This is a genomic window from Pseudomonas sp. PHC1 (assembly GCF_046487845.1).
Lineage (GTDB): Bacteria > Pseudomonadota > Gammaproteobacteria > Pseudomonadales > Pseudomonadaceae > Aquipseudomonas > Aquipseudomonas sputi.
Window position 1 is genome coordinate 1 of sequence record NZ_JBJXHJ010000002.1, and the last position, 17,447, is coordinate 17,447.

The following is a 17,447-nucleotide window of genomic DNA, read 5'->3' on the forward strand; positions in this document are numbered from 1 at the left end:
GGCTGCTTCTTTCGTCTTCTTCAATGAATCAAGCAATTCGTGTGGGAACTTATGGAGCAGCTGATGTCGTCGATTAAGGAGGTGATCCAGCCGCAGGTTCCCCTACGGCTACCTTGTTACGACTTCACCCCAGTCATGAATCACACCGTGGTAACCGTCCTCCCGAAGGTTAGACTAGCTACTTCTGGTGCAACCCACTCCCATGGTGTGACGGGCGGTGTGTACAAGGCCCGGGAACGTATTCACCGCGACATTCTGATTCGCGATTACTAGCGATTCCGACTTCACGCAGTCGAGTTGCAGACTGCGATCCGGACTACGATCGGTTTTATGGGATTAGCTCCACCTCGCGGCTTGGCAACCCTTTGTACCGACCATTGTAGCACGTGTGTAGCCCAGGCCGTAAGGGCCATGATGACTTGACGTCATCCCCACCTTCCTCCGGTTTGTCACCGGCAGTCTCCTTAGAGTGCCCACCATAACGTGCTGGTAACTAAGGACAAGGGTTGCGCTCGTTACGGGACTTAACCCAACATCTCACGACACGAGCTGACGACAGCCATGCAGCACCTGTCTCAATGTTCCCGAAGGCACCAATCCATCTCTGGAAAGTTCATTGGATGTCAAGGCCTGGTAAGGTTCTTCGCGTTGCTTCGAATTAAACCACATGCTCCACCGCTTGTGCGGGCCCCCGTCAATTCATTTGAGTTTTAACCTTGCGGCCGTACTCCCCAGGCGGTCAACTTAATGCGTTAGCTGCGCCACTAAGAGCTCAAGGCTCCCAACGGCTAGTTGACATCGTTTACGGCGTGGACTACCAGGGTATCTAATCCTGTTTGCTCCCCACGCTTTCGCACCTCAGTGTCAGTATCAGTCCAGGTGGTCGCCTTCGCCACTGGTGTTCCTTCCTATATCTACGCATTTCACCGCTACACAGGAAATTCCACCACCCTCTACCATACTCTAGCTCGCCAGTTTTGGATGCAGTTCCCAGGTTGAGCCCGGGGATTTCACATCCAACTTAACGAACCACCTACGCGCGCTTTACGCCCAGTAATTCCGATTAACGCTTGCACCCTCTGTATTACCGCGGCTGCTGGCACAGAGTTAGCCGGTGCTTATTCTGTCGGTAACGTCAAAATTGCAGAGTATTAATCTACAACCCTTCCTCCCAACTTAAAGTGCTTTACAATCCGAAGACCTTCTTCACACACGCGGCATGGCTGGATCAGGCTTTCGCCCATTGTCCAATATTCCCCACTGCTGCCTCCCGTAGGAGTCTGGACCGTGTCTCAGTTCCAGTGTGACTGATCATCCTCTCAGACCAGTTACGGATCGTCGCCTTGGTGAGCCATTACCTCACCAACTAGCTAATCCGACCTAGGCTCATCTGATAGCGCAAGGCCCGAAGGTCCCCTGCTTTCTCCCGTAGGACGTATGCGGTATTAGCGTTCCTTTCGAAACGTTGTCCCCCACTACCAGGCAGATTCCTAGGCATTACTCACCCGTCCGCCGCTGAATCCAGGAGCAAGCTCCCTTCATCCGCTCGACTTGCATGTGTTAGGCCTGCCGCCAGCGTTCAATCTGAGCCATGATCAAACTCTTCAGTTCAAACATCTTTGGGTTTTGAGAAAACCCTAAACTTGGCTCAGCAATCGTTGGTTACATCTTTGATTTCTCGCGGAGTAACTTGTGATGCTGATAATCTTGTTGACTATCAGTCTGACTCCACAAGCACCCACACGAATTGCTTGATTCAGTTGTTAAAGAGCGGTTGGTTAAGATCTTTCGTCTCAACCGAGGCGCGCATTCTACAGCAGCCTCATTTGCTGTCAAGTGATTATTTTCAGAAGTTTTCGAAGATTTCTTCAACAACTTCAACCACTTGCGCTTCCGATCTCTCGTTAGCGGGAGGCGAATTCTACAGCGTTACACGCTGCTGTCAACACCTCTTTTTCTCCGCTTTCGACCGAGAAGATCGAACCGTTGAAAGCGCCGTAATAATCCGGCATTTCCAACTTCTTCCAGGCCTCGATGATCTGAAGCAATCCGCTTTCGAAACCTACTTAACTCATTGATTCTCAAGGAGTTTTCCGTTTCGACTGCGCCGGAAGTGGGGCGAATTATAGAGACTCAGAATCTGCCGTCAACCCCTTATTTCAAATTTACTCAGCTTTCAGCGTAATCCGCGCAAAAGTCTTTTTGCCAGCCTGACAAACGTGAGTCGAGCCCAGCGCACACACAAAGGAGCGATCAACAACCTCACCGTCCACGCGCACACCACCGGAAGCCAGCAAATCACGAGCAGCCGCAGAGTTCTTCACCAGCCCTGCCTTATTAAGAACAGCAGCAATCGGCATATCCTCGGCAGCACTCAGTTCGACCTCTGGCAGATCATCCGGCAACTCACCATCCTTCATACGGTTACCCGCACCGCGGTGAGCATTGGCCGCAGCCTCTTCACCGTGGAAACGCGCGACAATCTCCTCAGCCAGCTTGATCTTGATATCGCGAGGATTAGCTCCCGCCTCTACATCCGCACGGAACACGTTGATCTCATCCATCGAACGGAAGCTGAGCAATTCGAAGTAGCGCCACATCAATGCATCAGGAATCGAGACCAGCTTGCTGTACATGACACCCGGAGCTTCCTGGATACCGACGTAGTTGCCCAACGACTTGGACATCTTCTTCACACCATCCAGACCTTCAAGCAATGGCATCGTCAGAATGCACTGAGCTTCCTGACCATAACCACGCTGAAGCTCACGCCCCATCAGCAGGTTGAACTTCTGATCGGTGCCACCCAGTTCCACATCAGCGCGCAATGCTACAGAGTCATAACCCTGCACCAGCGGATAGAGAAATTCGTGGATCGCGATCGGCTGATTGGTGGTGTAGCGCTTGTCGAAGTCGTCACGCTCGAGCATGCGAGCAACGGTGTACTGCGAAGTCAGACGAATAAAGTCCGCCGGCCCCATCTGATCCATCCAGGTGGAGTTGAACGCGACTTCGGTTTTCGCCGGATCAAGAATCTTGAACACCTGAGTTTTATAGGTCTCGGCGTTTTCCAGAACCTGCTCACGGGTCAGCGGAGGGCGGGTGGCACTCTTGCCGCTCGGATCACCGATCATTCCGGTGAAATCACCAATAAGGAAAATCACCTGATGCCCCAGTTCCTGGAACTGGCGCAGCTTATTAATAAGCACAGTGTGACCAAGGTGCAGATCCGGCGCAGTTGGATCGAAGCCAGCCTTGATTCGTAGCGGCTGGCCACGTTTGAGCTTTTCGATCAGCTCGGACTCGACCAATAGTTCTTCCGCACCACGTTTAATCAGCGCTAGCTGCTCTTCAACCGACTTCATAACAGACCCGCAAGGCTCAGATTCAAAGGGAACCAACCATACAAGATCGCGCACCAAATACAAGTTTTGCCCGGCGCACGGACACCAATCCACGGACAGAGCGTCCGCAGACTTGCTTCAGAGATGATTTGGTTATATTTTATACAGTTATTTCATCTTCATCATGTCATTCATCTTTTCCAATTCATTTTTTTCAAAGTCAAATTACTTATGACCACTGAACCGTCTAAAGCGCCACCGCTTTACCCGAAGACCCACCTGCTCGCCGCAAGTGGGATCGCCGCCCTTCTCAGTCTGGCGCTCCTGGTGTTTCCATCCAGTGATGTTGAAGCCAAAAAGACAACGCTGAGCCTTGAACTGGAAAGTCCTGCTGAACAACTGACACAGGATCAAGACGCCGCAGACTCGGCTCAAGCCACAAATGAGTCCGTAGCCTCCCCTTTCGCACAGATCGAAAACAGCACCGAAGAAGCGCAGGAAACCGCTCAGGCCGCAACAGCACCGATGTCGGCAGCCGAAGAAAAGAAGGCTTCAAATCACAGGGAAGTGATCGTTTCCAAGGGCGATACGCTTTCTACATTGTTTGAAAAAGTCGGCCTCCCGGCCGCCGCCGTCCATGAAGTGCTGACCAGCGACAAACAAGCCAAGCAATTCAGTCAGCTTAAACATGGCCAGAAACTCGAATTCGAATTGAATTCACAAGGCCTGCTGACCAACCTGCGCAGCAAGGTCAGCGACGTTGAAACCATCACTCTGACCAAGAACGACAAGGGTTATGTGTTCAACCGCGTCACCGCTAAACCGACTGTTCGCACCGCGTATGCGCACGGAGTGATCAACAGCTCGCTATCGCAGTCCGCCGCCCGCGCTGGCCTGTCACACAGCCTGACCATGGACATGGCCAGTGTCTTTGGCTACGACATCGACTTCGCCCAGGATATCCGCCAAGGCGACGAGTTCGATGTGATCTATGAGCAGAAAGTGGTCAATGGCAAGGCCGTTGGCAACGGCCCGATCCTGTCCGCGCGCTTCACCAACCGCGGCAAGACTTACACCGCAGTGCGTTACACCAACAAGCAGGGCAACAGCAGCTACTACACCGCCGATGGCAACAGCATGCGCAAGGCGTTCATCCGTACACCGGTAGACTTCGCCCGCATCAGCTCGAAATTCTCCATGGGCCGCAAACATCCGATCCTCAACAAGATCCGCGCCCACAAAGGCGTCGATTACGCAGCCCCACGCGGTACGCCGATCAAGGCTGCCGGCGACGGAAAAGTGCTGCTGGCCGGCCGTCGCGGCGGCTACGGCAACACCGTGATCATCCAGCACGGCAACACTTACCGTACGCTGTATGGCCACATGCAAGGCTTCGCCAAGGGTGTGAAGACCGGCGGCACTGTTAAACAGGGCCAGGTGATCGGCTACATCGGCACCACCGGCCTGTCCACCGGCCCCCACCTGCACTATGAGTTCCAGGTCAACGGTGTTCACGTCGATCCATTGGGCCAGAAGCTGCCGATGGCCGACCCGATCGCCAAATCCGAACGCGCTCGCTTCCTGGCGCAGAGCCAGCCGTTGATGGCGCGCATGGACCAGGAAAAGGCCACCATGCTGGCTTCGAGCAAACGCTAAGCCATGAGTCTGTATATCGGCGTGATGTCCGGCACCAGCCTCGACGGGCTGGACATCGCCCTGATCGAGCAATCCTCGGCGATCAACCTGATCGCCACCCACTACATTCCCATGCCAGACACCCTGCGCGCCGAGCTGCTTGGCTTGTGCGCCAGCGGCCCTGACGAAATCGCCCGCTCGGCGATTGCCCAGCAAAACTGGGTAAAGCTCGCCGCGCGGGGGATCCACACCCTCCTCGAACAGCAGCAGCTCAAGCCCGAAGCCATTCGCGCGATCGGCAGCCACGGCCAGACTATTCGCCATGAGCCGGCTCGTGGCTTTACCGTACAGATAGGCAACCCTGCCCTACTCACTGAACTGACCGGTATCACCGTCGTCAGCGACTTCCGCAGCCGTGATGTAGCCGCCGGCGGCCAGGGCGCCCCTCTGGTTCCAGCCTTTCATGAGGCGTTGTTCGAAGAGCGTACCGGCAACCGTGCGGTTCTGAATGTCGGCGGTTTCAGCAATCTCAGTCTGATCGAGCCGAACAAGCCTGTAGCCGGTTTCGACTGCGGGCCGGGGAATGTGCTGATGGATGCCTGGATTCATCAGCAACGGGGCGAAAACTACGACCGCAACGGGCAGTGGGCAGCCAGCGGCAAGGTTGAGCCTACCCTCCTGAAGGCCTTGCTCAGCGATCCGTTTTTCATGACACAAGGCCCGAAGAGCACCGGCCGCGAAGTCTTCAACCTGCCCTGGCTGGAGCAGCACCTTTCACGCCTGCCAGTGTTCCTGACGGAAAACGTGCAAGCAACGCTGCTGGAGCTCACCGCACTGACTATCGTCGGCTCCCTGCAAAGCGCCCAATCCGATACTCGGGAATTGTTGGTCTGCGGCGGCGGCGCTCACAACATCGCACTGATGAATCGCCTGGCCAGGCTGCTGCCGAACACCAAAGTCGCCAGCACATCGACCCACGGCGTCGATCCGGACTGGGTCGAGGCCATGGCCTTCGCTTGGCTGGCCCATTGCTGTCTGGAAGGCATCGCCGCCAATCGCCCGAGCGTCACCGGCGCCAAAGGCTTGCGCGTACTCGGGGCCATCTACCCCCACTGACAAATCGCAGATAACAAAACGCCGCAGAACCGTGAGGTTCTACGGCGTTTTATTGTGTTCGGCGAAGCGCGATCAGATCGAGAACGACGAGCCGCAACCACAAGTAGTAGTGGCATTCGGGTTCTTGATCACGAAACGCGAGCCTTCCAGACCTTCCTGATAATCCACCTCGGCACCCGCCAGGTACTGGAAGCTCATCGGATCGACCACCAGACTGACGCCTTCGCGCTCGACGATCGTGTCGTCCTCGGCCACATCTTCATCGAAGGTGAAACCGTACTGAAACCCTGAACAACCGCCGCCCGTAACGAATACGCGCAGCTTCAAGCGATCATTCCCCTCTTCATCGACCAGGCTCTTCACCTTGTGCGCGGCACCCTGAGTGAATTGCAAAGCCGTGGGGGTGAAGGATTCGACGCTCATGCTGACTCTCTCCCGGCGTTACGCCGCCATAATGCGTGATGACGCGCATTATCCGCTTGTCCTAGAAAATCGGTCAACTATTGTTACGGTATATCAATAAAGCTGATCAACCGACCAGAATACGAAAAGGCCCGTTAGACGGGCCTTTTTGCCAAGCAAGTTCCGTCGTTACGGCAGCATGCCCGCGTGGGACAGACCCAGACGCTCATCCAGCCCGAACAGAATGTTCATGTTCTGCACTGCCTGACCCGACGCCCCCTTGACCAGGTTGTCGATCACCGACAGCACCACTACCAGATCGCCATCCTGCGGACGGTGAACGGCAATGCGGCAGACGTTCGCACCACGCACGCTGCGGGTTTCCGGATGGCTGCCGGCCGGCATCACATCGACGAACGGCTCATTGGCATAACGTTTCTCGAACAATGCCTGCAGATCCACTGAGCGATCCACAACGGTCGCGTAGAGCGTGGAGTGAATGCCACGGATCATCGGCGTCAGGTGTGGCACGAAAGTCAGACCGACATCCTTGCCCGCCGCACGACGCAGCCCCTGACGAATCTCCGGCAGATGACGGTGACCTTTCACCGCATAGGCCTTCATGCTTTCCGACGTTTCGGAATACAGCGAGCCTACGGCAGCACCACGACCGGCACCGCTGACACCGGACTTGCAGTCGGCGATCAGGTGGGAAGCGTCGGCGATGCCCGCTTCAAGCAACGGAAGGAAGCCCAGCTGCGTCGCGGTCGGATAGCAACCCGGCACCGCGATCAGACGCGCCTTCTTGATCTGCTCGCGATTGACTTCCGGCAAGCCGTAAACCGCTTCGTCCAGCAGCTCCGGCGCACCGTGCGGCTGGCCGTACCACTTGGCCCATTCATCGGCGTCCTGCAGACGGAAGTCTGCCGACAGGTCGATGACCTTGGTGCCGGCCGCCAGCAATTCGCCGGCCAGTGCGTGGGCAACGCCGTGGGGAGTGGCGAAGAACACCACGTCGCAAGCGCCCAGGGTCTTGATGTCCGGCACGCTGAATGCCAGACCATCGTAGTGGCCACGCAGGTTCGGATACATGTCAGCCACGGCCAGACCGGCCTCGGATCGGGAAGTGATGACCACCACTTCTGCCTGCGGATGCTGTGCCAACAGACGCAGCAGTTCGACACCGGTGTAACCCGTGCCGCCGACAATACCGACCTTGACCATAAACCTGCCCTCAACGAACCCACTGGAAAGCCGTCGATAATAGGGGCCGCGCGCGCCTGCGACAACCGCCAAGGTGACGTGCGGACGCTCAAGCCTCTACTATCCGGCCTACCGTGAATCAGGGAATAACCAAAAATGCTCTATCTGTGGATCAAAGCGCTTCATATCGTCAGCATCGTGTGCTGGTTTGCCGGCCTCTTCTATCTTCCTCGATTGTTCGTTTATCACGCGCAAAGTGAAGACACGATCAGCAAGGAACGCTTCAGCATCATGGAGCGCAAACTGTACCGCGGCATCATGGGCCCCGCCATGATCGCCGCGCTGATCTTCGGTGGCTGGCTGATCTACCTGAACCCGAGCATCTTCGGCAGCGGTGGCTGGATCCACGCCAAACTGACCCTGGTCGTGCTGTTGATCGGTTACCACCACATGTGCGGCGCGCAGGTAAAACGTTTTGCCCGTGGCGAGAACACCCGCAGCCATGTCTTTTATCGCTGGTTCAATGAAGTGCCGGTTCTGCTATTGCTGGCTATCGTAATTCTGGTCGTGGTCAAGCCGTTCTAACTTCAACAAATACAACTTTCCGGGGTACTTCCGATGTCGCTGCCCGCTCTGCTCGAACAACGTCTGCGTCTGCCTGTGGTGGCGGCGCCGATGTTCCTGATCTCCAATCCCGAACTGGTCCTGGCGTGCTGTCGCAACGGCGTGGTCGGCAGCTTTCCGGCGCTGAACCAGCGCGAAAGCAGCGGTTTCAAGGCCTGGCTGGAACAGATCGAAGCGGGACTGGCGACATTGGAAAACCCGGCGCCGTACGCGGTGAACCTGATCGTCCACCACAGCAACCCACGCCTGCAGGCTGACCTGAACATCTGCGTCGAGCACAAAGTCCCCATCGTCATCACCAGCCTCGGTGCCGTGAAGGAACTGGTAGACGCCGTGCACAGTTACGGTGGCCTGGTCTTCCACGACGTGACGACCCGTCGCCATGCCGAAAAAGCCGCCGAGGCCGGTGTCGATGGTTTGATCGCCGTCGCGGCCGGTGCCGGGGGGCACGCCGGGACCTGGAGTCCATTCTCGCTGATCGCCGAAATCCGCGAGTTCTTCGACAAGACCCTGTTGCTTGCAGGATGTTTGAACCATGGGCATGAGATTCTCGCCGCACAACTGCTCGGCGCGGATCTGGCCTACTTCGGCACGCGATTTATCGGCACCACTGAAAGTCACGCGCCTGACGCCTACAAGCAGATGCTGCTGACTGCCAAAGCCGCCGACATCATTCATACTCCTGCCGTATCCGGTGTACCGGCCAGTTTCATGCGCCAAAGCCTGGAGGCCGCCGGTTTCGACATGGCGTCTCTGCAAGGTAAGGGTGAAGTGAATTTCGGCGACAAGCTCAAGCCGATCAACGATGAAGCCAAGGCCTGGAAAACCGTTTGGTCGGCGGGTCAAGGCGTCGGGCAGATCGACGATCTGCCAAGCGTGGATCAACTGGTGGCGCGTCTCGATGCCGAATACCGCCAGGCCCTGGAACAAGCGGCACAGTTACCCAAACGCTGGCCACGCTGAACAAATCCGGCCAGTCGCTGCCAGAGGACTGGTCTGGCACTTACAGACTGCAATCACTCAACTTATCTCGCGACAAGGATGCCTCGGCCATGAGCGAAACCCGTTACAAGATCGTTTTCGGCGCCGCGCTCCAGCCCGGCGTCGATATCACCACGGCCAAGCTCAACCTGGCCGACCTGTTCAAAAGCGATGTCGCCGCCATCGAGCGTCTGTTCAATGGCCGCACCGTCGCGCTCAAGCGTGATCTGTCCCACAGCGATGCGCAGACCTACCTGCAAGCACTGGGCAAGACCGGAATCGATGCCCGGATCGAAGCGGAAACGCCCATCGAACTGAATCTGTCGGATGTCCACGAGCAAAGCACAGCCATTACAGAGCCCGACTCGCCTTATGCGCCCCCTCGCGCTGCGGTAGGTGAAAACCTGCCGGCATTCGCGCCGCTAAAGCCGTTCAGCGTCGAGGGCCGGATCGGCCGCCTGCGTTACCTGGCGTGGTCGATGGTGTTGAGCCTCGTCACCTTGCCGATCGTCAGCGTGTTCGCACTGATCGGCCTGGGCCTGGTGAGCGCCGACTCGACCACAGGCTTGATCATTGGCGGTCTCTTCGCCTTCTTCCTGTTCCTGGCCTTCGCGATTGTCGGGATCCTGTTCAGCATCCAGCGCTTGCACGATATCGGCTGGTCGGGATGGCTCTGGCTGCTGACGCTGGTGCCTTTCGTGGGCAGCTTCTTCCCGCTGGTGATCATGGTCGTGCCGGGTAATACCGGCGCCAATCGCTATGGCCCACCGCCTCCGCCGAACAGCACGGCAGTCAAAGTGCTGTGCTCTCTGTGGATCGTATTTATCGGGCTGTTTTTCGTGGGTGGCATGCTGGGCGGGATTACTGCCATCCAGCAGGAATATGAAAGCAGCCTTGAAAGCAGCTACGAGAGCGGTTCGGTGACCACCGATGAAATCGATGTCGAAGTCGAACCCGCCGCGAATTCGGCAGACGATGCAGCCGAAGCTGCTCTCGCCCCTGTAGACTCTGCGAAAGAATGAACAACGCGCCCCGCCGTGACACCTGCGTCCACGGCGCGGCGCTGTTGCGATGGAGATTTGCATGACCCGTTACGCTCTGATCACCGGCGCCTCCAGCGGCATCGGCCTGGCCATGGCCGAAGCCCTGGCGCGCCGTGGCCGCAGCCTGATTCTGGTGGCCCGCCAGCGTGATCAGCTGGAAAGCATTGCGATTGAACTGACCCAACGCTTCGGCGTGGAGGTGCTGTTCCGCGCCTGTGACCTCGGTGAGCCGCTGCGCCTGTCCGGCTTTCTGCTGGAGCTCGAGGAAGGCGACCGGCAGATCGATCTGCTGGTGAACTGTGCCGGCATCGGTACTTGCGGCCCGTTCCTGGCCCAGGACTGGATGACCGAACAGGACCTGATCGAAGTGAACATCCTCGCCCTCACCCGCCTCTGCCATGCCATCGGCAACAGCATGGCGTTGCAGGGTGGCGGGCAGATTCTCAATGTCGCGTCGGTGGCGGCCTTCAACCCCGGGCCCTGGATGAGCACCTACTACGCCAGCAAGGCCTACGTTCTGCACTTCTCTGAAGCACTGCGGGTGGAACTGAAAAAGTGTGCGGTCAAGGTGTCGGTGCTGTGCCCCGGCCCGACCCGCACCGCGTTCTTTCGCACTGCACAACTGAACAACGACAAGCTCAACGCCAGCAAATTGCTGATGAGTCCCGAGGAAGTCGCGCTGTACACCGTGCGCGCCCTGGAGAAAAACCGCGCGATCATCATTCCAGGACGCCGAAACCGCTGGTTCGCCTTTCTGCCACGACTCGGTTCGCGCTGGCTCAATCGCACAATTGTCGGCATGGTCAACAAGGCCTACTGCCCGCGCTGAAAAGCCCTACGGCAAAACCCTGGGCGGGCTTATCCCCGTATGAGTACACTCAGGCCAGTCCAAACAACGGAGAAAACAGCTGTGGATACTCTGTTCACCAAGATCATCAACCGGGAAATCCCGGCGAAGATCATCTACGAGGACGACCAGGTTCTGGCGTTCCACGACATCGCCCCACAGGCACCGGTGCATTTTCTGGTGATCCCGAAGAAACCGGTACGCACCCTCAACGACTTGACCGAAGACGACAAGGCACTGGCCGGGCATATCCTGTTCACCGCCCAGCGTCTGGCGCTGGAGCTGGGTTGCGAGGAAGGCTTCCGAGTGGTGATGAACTGCAATGAAATGGGCGGGCAGACTGTCTACCACATTCACATGCACGTTCTGGGTCAACGCCAGATGAACTGGCCTCCGGGCTGATCGAACCTGGAAATCGGTGGGAGCGCCCTGCTCCCACATGACCCAACGCAAACCTTCCCCGGCCGATTCGGTTAAACTGGCCGCCGAGATTCTTCCCGGAGGTCAGCATGACTACCCAACGTCACTACTCGCCCATTGATCGTCTTCTGCTGCAAGCCGATGCCGCGATGCGTACCCTGTTGCCCTTCAGCGGCCAGCCGTACCGTCCGTCGCCGGCGATCGTGCAGCCCGATGTGCAGATGAGCGATGAGGACACCCGCCATGTCGCCGGTCTGATGCGCATCAACCACACCGGTGAAGTCTGTGCCCAGGCGCTGTATCAGGGCCAGGCCCTGACCGCCAAGCTGCCACAGGTGCGTGAGGCCATGGAGCATGCGGCCGAAGAAGAGATCGATCATCTGGTCTGGTGCGAACAGCGTATTCACCAGTTGGGCAGCCACACCAGCGTGCTCAATCCGCTGTTCTATGGCATGTCGTTCGGGATCGGCGCAGTCGCCGGGCTGATCAGCGACAAGGTCAGCCTCGGGTTTGTCGCCGCCACCGAGCATCAGGTGTGCAAGCATCTGAACGAGCATCTGGAGCAACTGCCGGCCGAGGACGAAAAGTCCCGGGCAATTCTGGAACAGATGCGTATCGATGAAGAACATCACGCGGAAAGTGCGCTTGAGGCCGGCGGCTTCCGCTTCCCGGCGCCGGTGAAGTTCGGCATGAGCCTGTTGGCCAAAGTGATGACCAAAAGTACTTATCGGATCTGAAAAACACCCACAAAAAAGGCGACTGCCGCAAAGCAGTCGCCTTTTTTTGTGCCCGGACTTCTTAGCTTGGCATATTGCGCGCGTAGAAGATTTCCAGCATTTCGTGTTTCACACGCTCGGTCACCTGAGCGCGCTGCTCGGAAGACAGGTTGCTGGTGGCATCGCCGAACAGGTAGTTGTCCAGTTCGAAGTTCTTCAGCAGCATTTTGGTGTGGAACAGGTTTTCCTGATACACGTTCACGTCGGTCATCTGATACGCGTCGCGAGTGTCATCGGAAAGGTAGTTCTGGATCGAGTTGATCTCGTGGTCGATGAAGTGTTTGTTGCCTTCAACGTCACGGGTGAAGCCGCGCACACGGTAATCCACGGTCACGATGTCCGAATCGAACTGGTGAATGAGGAAGTTAAGCGCTTTAAGCGGTGAAATGACACCACAGGTCGACACGTCGATGTCCACACGGAAGGTCGCAATACCGGCATCCGGATGGATTTCCGGGTAGGTGTGCACCGTGATGTGGCTCTTGTCGAGGTGGGCCAGGATGATTTCGGGCAACGGGCCCGGAGACTCTTCGATCTGGCTTTCGGTCGGGGTCACCGGCTCTTCCGAGATCAGAATCGTGACGCTGGCACCCTGAGGCTCATAGTTCTGACTCGCAATGTTCAGAATGTTGGCACCAATGATTTCGACAACTTCCGTGAGGATCTGCGTCAGGCGTTCGGCGTTGTACTCTTGATTGATGTACTCGACGTAAGCCTGCTGGTCTTGCGGGGTTTCCGCGTAGCAGATGTCATAGATGTTGAAGCTCAAGGTCTTTGTCAGGTTATTGAACCCGTGGAGCTTGAGTTTGCTTTTCACCGTTAAAAACTCTCTATGTATGCGGCACAGCCGCGTGATCAAGCATGCCCGTCAAGTGCGAACAACGCACCTGCGTAGGACGGTTAACACCTCTTCGCGATGGCGATTTTGGTTATCTGTTCAGGCGGATGACCCGTCGATTGACTGATCACGGCCCTGAAAAAAGTGGCGCATTATGCAGACGTCAGCGGGGGATCGCCAGAGTCTGCACTGCTTTTATGATAGTTGAATGTCGCTTCAACCGAGTTCGACGATTTCGTAGTCGTGGGTAATCGCTACACCGGCGGCGCCGAGCATGATCGAGGCCGAGCAATACTTCTCGGCAGACAGTTCGATGGCACGTTTGACCTGGGCTTCTTTCAGACCACGGCCCTTGACCACGAAATGCATGTGGATCTTGGTGAACACCTTCGGATCTTCGGTCGCGCGTTCGGCTTCCAGAAACGCTTCGCAACTTTCAACGGCCTGCCGAGACTTCTTCAGAATGCTGACCACGTCAAAATTGCTGCAACCGCCAACGCCCAGCAGAAGCATCTCCATCGGGCGCACACCCAGATTGCGACCACCGGCGTCGGGCGGACCGTCCATGACCACGACATGACCGCTGCCGGATTCGCCGAGGAACATGGCTTCGCCAGCCCATTGGATGCGTGCCTTCATCGCCAAGACTCCACTGTAGAAAAAAGGGTCGCCAGCTTAGCACAGGGCCGCGCCCGGACAGCGAGCAGGTTCCTAGGACGAATGCACCTTGAGCGTAGGTGATTTCTCGAAATTTCGACGAAGTGTCTGGTAAGCTGGCGCCAATTCACTGGCGCCTTCGCCAGTCTGTGTAGCGACCGCCTCAGCGCCTCATATAAAAACCAAATATAACCGTGCAGTCTTTTCGGGATACAACCATGGTTGGTATTACCCCCACACCCAAAATCAAGAACCTCGACAAGCTGCTGATGCATTGCCAGCGCCGGCGTCACGCGGCCAAGAGCAATATCATCTGCGCCGGGGATCGCTCCGACACGCTGTACTTCATCATCCGCGGCTCGGTCACGATCCTGATCGAGGACGACGACGGCCGCGAGATGATCATCGCGTACCTGAATGCCGGAGACTTCTTCGGCGAGCTGGGTCTGTTCGAAGAAGCCGGGCAGGAACAGCAGCGCAGCGCCTGGGTGCGGGCCAAGGTAGAGTGCGAAGTCGCAGAAATCAGCTACGCCAAGTTCCGCGAACTGTCACAGCAGGATCCAGACATTCTTTACGTGCTCAGCGGACAAATCGCACAACGTCTGCGCAACACCACCCGCAAGGTCGGCGACCTGGCGTTCTTCGACGTCACCGGCCGTGTCGCTCGCTGCCTGCTGGAGCTGTGCAAACAACCGGACGCCATGACCCACCCGGACGGCATGCAGATCAAAGTAACCCGTCAGGAAATCGGCCGGATTGTCGGTTGTTCGCGAGAGATGGTCGGTCGCGTGCTCAAGGATCTTGAAGAACGCAACCTGGTCGATGTGAAAGGCAAGACCATGGTGGTCTTCGGCACCCGCTGAGTTCTCAATCGCAGCCGGCGTAGATCTGCGCCAGCATCAAACGAAAGCGTTCATCGAGGCGTGCCAGTGCATGGGGCGCCGGGAATTTTTCGTGCAGAGCGATGTGGCTGGCGGCACGTACCCGTTGCTCCAGACCGCACGCCTCGTTGAAACGGTTGACCGCCGCCACCATCGACTCACGCTCGTCATCCAGCAGCATTGCCCCGTGAACCAGGCCCACCGGACGCTGACCGCCCTGACTCTGGCGCCAGCGCTGGGCGGTACCGACCATCTTGCGACCGTCGAGATTGACGTTGAAGCGACCGTCGCAGAACGCACCGTCGATTTCACCCAGCGACGAAGTGCCACCCAACTCATCCAGCAACTCACAGATTGGATCACACAGACGCCGGTAACCGGTTTCGATGCGGTTCAGATCACCTTCGCTGCGAGGCGGTGCGTAGACCAGTGCAATATTGATGGTCGAAGCCGATTGCGGAACAGGTTCACCACCGGTTTCACGCAACAACACCGGCCAACCGGCCGCGGCGGAGACTTCGCAGGCGTGATCGAAACCGGGCAAGCGGTTCAAACGACGGGGCATGACTAAGGCGCGATCACTGGGTTGCCAGAACAGCAGGCCGAACTCGGAGTCGCCAGCGCAGATCGAGGCCAGTAAATCCTGCTCGGCTTGCAGGCCGGCTTCGATGGTCAGGGACGTGGGGATCATAAGGTTTCCATAGGACGTTGAGCCTGAGGTGAATCTTATGCCGCCTTCGCGGGCAAGCCCGCTCCCACAGGGAGAACGGGCGCCTGCGAAGACTCGATCAGTCGAGAGTCGAACCGCTCACCGGTACGCCGCGTTCCGGGAAGAACAGACGCTGCAGTTCGATGCCCGGGCTTTCGGCGCGCATGAATGCTTCGCCGACCAGGAACGCATAAACGTCGCTGATTTCCATCAGCTCGACATCGGCACGGTTGAGGATGCCGCTTTCGGTGATGACCAGACGATCGCGCGGGATGCGCGGCAGCAGGTCGAGGGTGGTTTCCAGGCTGACGTCGAAGGTGTGCAGATTGCGGTTGTTGACCCCGACCAGCGGCGTGTCGAGGGTTTTCAACGCGCGCTCCAGCTCATCGCCGTCGTGCACTTCCACCAGCACATCGAGACCGACGCCTTTGGCCACCGAAGCCAGCTCGGCCATTTTCACGTCATCCAAAGCGGAGACGATCAACAGCACACAATCGGCGCCCAGGGCACGGGCTTCGACGATCTGGTACGGATCGATCATGAAGTCCTTGCGGATCACCGGCAGCGAGCACGCCGCGCGGGCCTGTTGCAGGTAGGCATCGGCGCCCTGGAAATAGTCGATATCGGTCAGCACCGACAGGCAGGTTGCCCCACCCTTCTCGTAGCTTTTGGCGATGTCGGCAGGAACGAAGTGCTCGCGGATCACGCCCTTGCTCGGCGACGCCTTCTTGATCTCGGCGATCACTGCCGGTTGTTTCTTCTTGGCCTGCGCCAGCAATGCCTGGGCAAAACCACGGGGTGCATCGGCCGCCTTGGCCAGACTTTCCAGCTCGCTCAGGCTCACACGGGCGCTACGCTCGGCGACTTCCTGAACCTTGCGGGCCAGAATGTTTTCCAGAACCGTCGGTACACTCATCCCTCATTCTCCACTTTGAATACCGCGGTAAAGGCACCCAACTCCTCGAGCTTTTCCCGAGCAAGACCGGTGTGCAGAGCGTCGTGGGCCAATGCCACGCCCTCTTTCAGACTTGTCGCCAGGTCAGCGGCGTACAGCGCCGCACCGGCATTGAGCACGATCATTTCGGCAGCCTTCTGGCCGTTCTCGGTCTTGCGCTTGCCCAATGCATCGCGGATCAGCGCCAGCGACGCTTCCGGCCCCTCGACCGACAGACCGTGCAGGCTCTGGCTCTTCATGCCCAGATCTTCCGGCTCGACCCAATACTCGGTGATCTGATCGTCCTTCAGCTCGGCGACAAAGGTCGGCGCCGCCAGACTGAATTCGTCCAGACCGTCCTTCGAATGCACCACCAGCACGTGTTTGCTGCCCAGACGCTGCAAGACTTCAGCCAATGGCCGGCACAGTGCTGGAGTAAACACGCCCACCACCTGATGCTTCACACCGGCCGGATTCGTAAGCGGGCCGAGCATGTTGAACAGGGTGCGCAGGCCGAGATCGCGACGCGGGCCGGCGGCGTACTTCATGGCTTTGTGGTGAGTCTGGGCAAACATGAAACCGATGCCGACGTTGTCGATGCAGCGCGCCACCTGAACCGGGGTCAGGTTGAGGTAGATGCCGGCGGCTTCCAGCAAGTCGGCACTGCCGCTCTTGCCCGATACCGCGCGGTTACCGTGCTTGGCCACGGTGCAGCCGGCCGCAGCGACCACAAAGGAAGACGCGGTCGACACGTTGAAAATGTTCGCCCCGTCACCGCCGGTGCCGACCACATCGACCACGCCGTCGAGGGTCTTGAGTTCGACCTTGTCCGCCAGTTCGCGCATCACCGACACGGCGCCGACAATTTCGTCGATGCTCTCGCTCTTCATGCGCATGGCCATCATGAACGCGCCGATCTGCGCGTCCGTGCATTGGCCGGTCATGATTTCGCGCATCACGTCGCGCATTTCATCGGTGCTGAGGTCGAGGTGATCGACGATACGGCTCAGGGCTGTCTTGATATTCATGAAAAGTCC

17 protein-coding genes and 1 rRNA gene are annotated in these 17,447 nt (G+C 57.9%); 9 read left to right on the forward strand and 9 right to left on the reverse strand.

The window, feature by feature from the left end; translation table 11 throughout:
* Positions 1 to 74: 74 nt before the first annotated feature.
* A 16S ribosomal RNA gene (locus tag ACKJSM_RS02560) occupies positions 75 to 1,611 on the reverse strand.
* Positions 1,612 to 2,165: 554 nt separating this feature from the next.
* On the reverse strand, positions 2,166 to 3,365 hold the full coding sequence (tyrS, locus tag ACKJSM_RS02565; protein WP_410236551.1) for a tyrosine--tRNA ligase: 1,200 nt from the start codon (positions 3,363 to 3,365) through the stop codon (positions 2,166 to 2,168).
* A 210-nt stretch (positions 3,366 to 3,575) separates the two neighbouring features.
* Here tyrS and ACKJSM_RS02570 point away from each other — a divergent pair, with 210 nt between their 5' ends.
* Positions 3,576 to 5,000, forward strand: coding sequence for a peptidoglycan DD-metalloendopeptidase family protein (locus tag ACKJSM_RS02570; RefSeq protein WP_410236552.1), 1,425 nt, complete (start codon positions 3,576 to 3,578; stop codon positions 4,998 to 5,000).
* Positions 5,001 to 5,003: 3 nt separating this feature from the next.
* Positions 5,004 to 6,095: an anhydro-N-acetylmuramic acid kinase gene (locus ACKJSM_RS02575; RefSeq protein WP_410236553.1), complete on the forward strand. Its 1,092-nt coding sequence runs from the start codon at positions 5,004 to 5,006 to the stop codon at positions 6,093 to 6,095.
* 72 nt (positions 6,096 to 6,167) lie between these two features.
* Here the strand turns inward: ACKJSM_RS02575 and erpA are convergent, their stop codons facing one another.
* Positions 6,168 to 6,518, reverse strand: coding sequence for an iron-sulfur cluster insertion protein ErpA (erpA, locus tag ACKJSM_RS02580; RefSeq protein ID WP_003228776.1), 351 nt, complete (start codon positions 6,516 to 6,518; stop codon positions 6,168 to 6,170).
* A gap of 168 nt (positions 6,519 to 6,686) precedes the next feature.
* Positions 6,687 to 7,721 carry an N-acetyl-gamma-glutamyl-phosphate reductase gene (gene argC, locus ACKJSM_RS02585; RefSeq protein ID WP_064599800.1) on the reverse strand — a complete coding sequence of 345 codons (1,035 nt, stop codon included), beginning with the start codon at positions 7,719 to 7,721 and terminating at the stop codon, positions 6,687 to 6,689.
* A 135-nt stretch (positions 7,722 to 7,856) separates the two neighbouring features.
* Between argC and hemJ the strand changes: the two genes are divergently transcribed.
* The 6 genes from hemJ to coq7 all read left to right on the forward strand — a co-directional run bounded on the left by hemJ (position 7,857) and on the right by coq7 (position 12,352).
* Positions 7,857 to 8,285, forward strand: coding sequence for a protoporphyrinogen oxidase HemJ (hemJ, locus tag ACKJSM_RS02590; protein ID WP_236178976.1), 429 nt, complete (start codon positions 7,857 to 7,859; stop codon positions 8,283 to 8,285).
* A 33-nt stretch (positions 8,286 to 8,318) separates the two neighbouring features.
* Complete coding sequence (locus ACKJSM_RS02595; protein WP_236178975.1) at positions 8,319 to 9,287, forward strand: NAD(P)H-dependent flavin oxidoreductase; 969 nt, start codon at positions 8,319 to 8,321, stop codon at positions 9,285 to 9,287.
* An 89-nt stretch (positions 9,288 to 9,376) separates the two neighbouring features.
* On the forward strand, positions 9,377 to 10,327 hold the full coding sequence (locus ACKJSM_RS02600) for a DUF805 domain-containing protein (RefSeq protein ID WP_410236554.1): 951 nt from the start codon (positions 9,377 to 9,379) through the stop codon (positions 10,325 to 10,327).
* A 61-nt stretch (positions 10,328 to 10,388) separates the two neighbouring features.
* Positions 10,389 to 11,177: an SDR family NAD(P)-dependent oxidoreductase gene (locus ACKJSM_RS02605; RefSeq protein ID WP_007956321.1), complete on the forward strand. Its 789-nt coding sequence runs from the start codon at positions 10,389 to 10,391 to the stop codon at positions 11,175 to 11,177.
* 81 nt (positions 11,178 to 11,258) lie between these two features.
* Positions 11,259 to 11,597 carry a histidine triad nucleotide-binding protein gene (locus tag ACKJSM_RS02610; protein ID WP_007956318.1) on the forward strand — a complete coding sequence of 113 codons (339 nt, stop codon included), beginning with the start codon at positions 11,259 to 11,261 and terminating at the stop codon, positions 11,595 to 11,597.
* A gap of 107 nt (positions 11,598 to 11,704) precedes the next feature.
* Positions 11,705 to 12,352: a 2-polyprenyl-3-methyl-6-methoxy-1,4-benzoquinone monooxygenase gene (gene coq7, locus ACKJSM_RS02615; RefSeq protein ID WP_007956317.1), complete on the forward strand. Its 648-nt coding sequence runs from the start codon at positions 11,705 to 11,707 to the stop codon at positions 12,350 to 12,352.
* A gap of 61 nt (positions 12,353 to 12,413) precedes the next feature.
* Here coq7 and speD read toward each other — a convergent pair whose 3' ends face one another.
* A complete protein-coding gene (gene speD, locus ACKJSM_RS02620) occupies positions 12,414 to 13,208 on the reverse strand; it encodes an adenosylmethionine decarboxylase (protein ID WP_085609101.1) in 795 nt (264 codons plus the stop codon).
* Positions 13,209 to 13,445: 237 nt separating this feature from the next.
* Positions 13,446 to 13,868, reverse strand: coding sequence for an OsmC family protein (locus tag ACKJSM_RS02625; protein WP_003228794.1), 423 nt, complete (start codon positions 13,866 to 13,868; stop codon positions 13,446 to 13,448).
* A gap of 236 nt (positions 13,869 to 14,104) precedes the next feature.
* Between ACKJSM_RS02625 and crp the strand changes: the two genes are divergently transcribed.
* On the forward strand, positions 14,105 to 14,749 hold the full coding sequence (gene crp / locus ACKJSM_RS02630; protein WP_011336190.1) for a cAMP-activated global transcriptional regulator CRP: 645 nt from the start codon (positions 14,105 to 14,107) through the stop codon (positions 14,747 to 14,749).
* A gap of 4 nt (positions 14,750 to 14,753) precedes the next feature.
* Here the strand turns inward: crp and ACKJSM_RS02635 are convergent, their stop codons facing one another.
* The 3 genes from ACKJSM_RS02635 to trpD all read right to left on the reverse strand — a co-directional run bounded on the left by ACKJSM_RS02635 (position 14,754) and on the right by trpD (position 17,438).
* Positions 14,754 to 15,458 (reverse strand): biotin/lipoate A/B protein ligase family protein, encoded by a 705-nt coding sequence (locus ACKJSM_RS02635; RefSeq protein ID WP_410236555.1) that lies wholly within the window; start codon positions 15,456 to 15,458, stop codon positions 14,754 to 14,756.
* 97 nt (positions 15,459 to 15,555) lie between these two features.
* Positions 15,556 to 16,392, reverse strand: coding sequence for an indole-3-glycerol phosphate synthase TrpC (gene trpC / locus ACKJSM_RS02640; protein ID WP_236178972.1), 837 nt, complete (start codon positions 16,390 to 16,392; stop codon positions 15,556 to 15,558).
* On the reverse strand, positions 16,389 to 17,438 hold the full coding sequence (trpD, locus tag ACKJSM_RS02645) for an anthranilate phosphoribosyltransferase (RefSeq protein ID WP_039768098.1): 1,050 nt from the start codon (positions 17,436 to 17,438) through the stop codon (positions 16,389 to 16,391). Before trpD ends, trpC begins: the two co-directional genes overlap by 4 nt.
* Between the last annotated feature and the right edge of the window lie 9 nt (positions 17,439 to 17,447).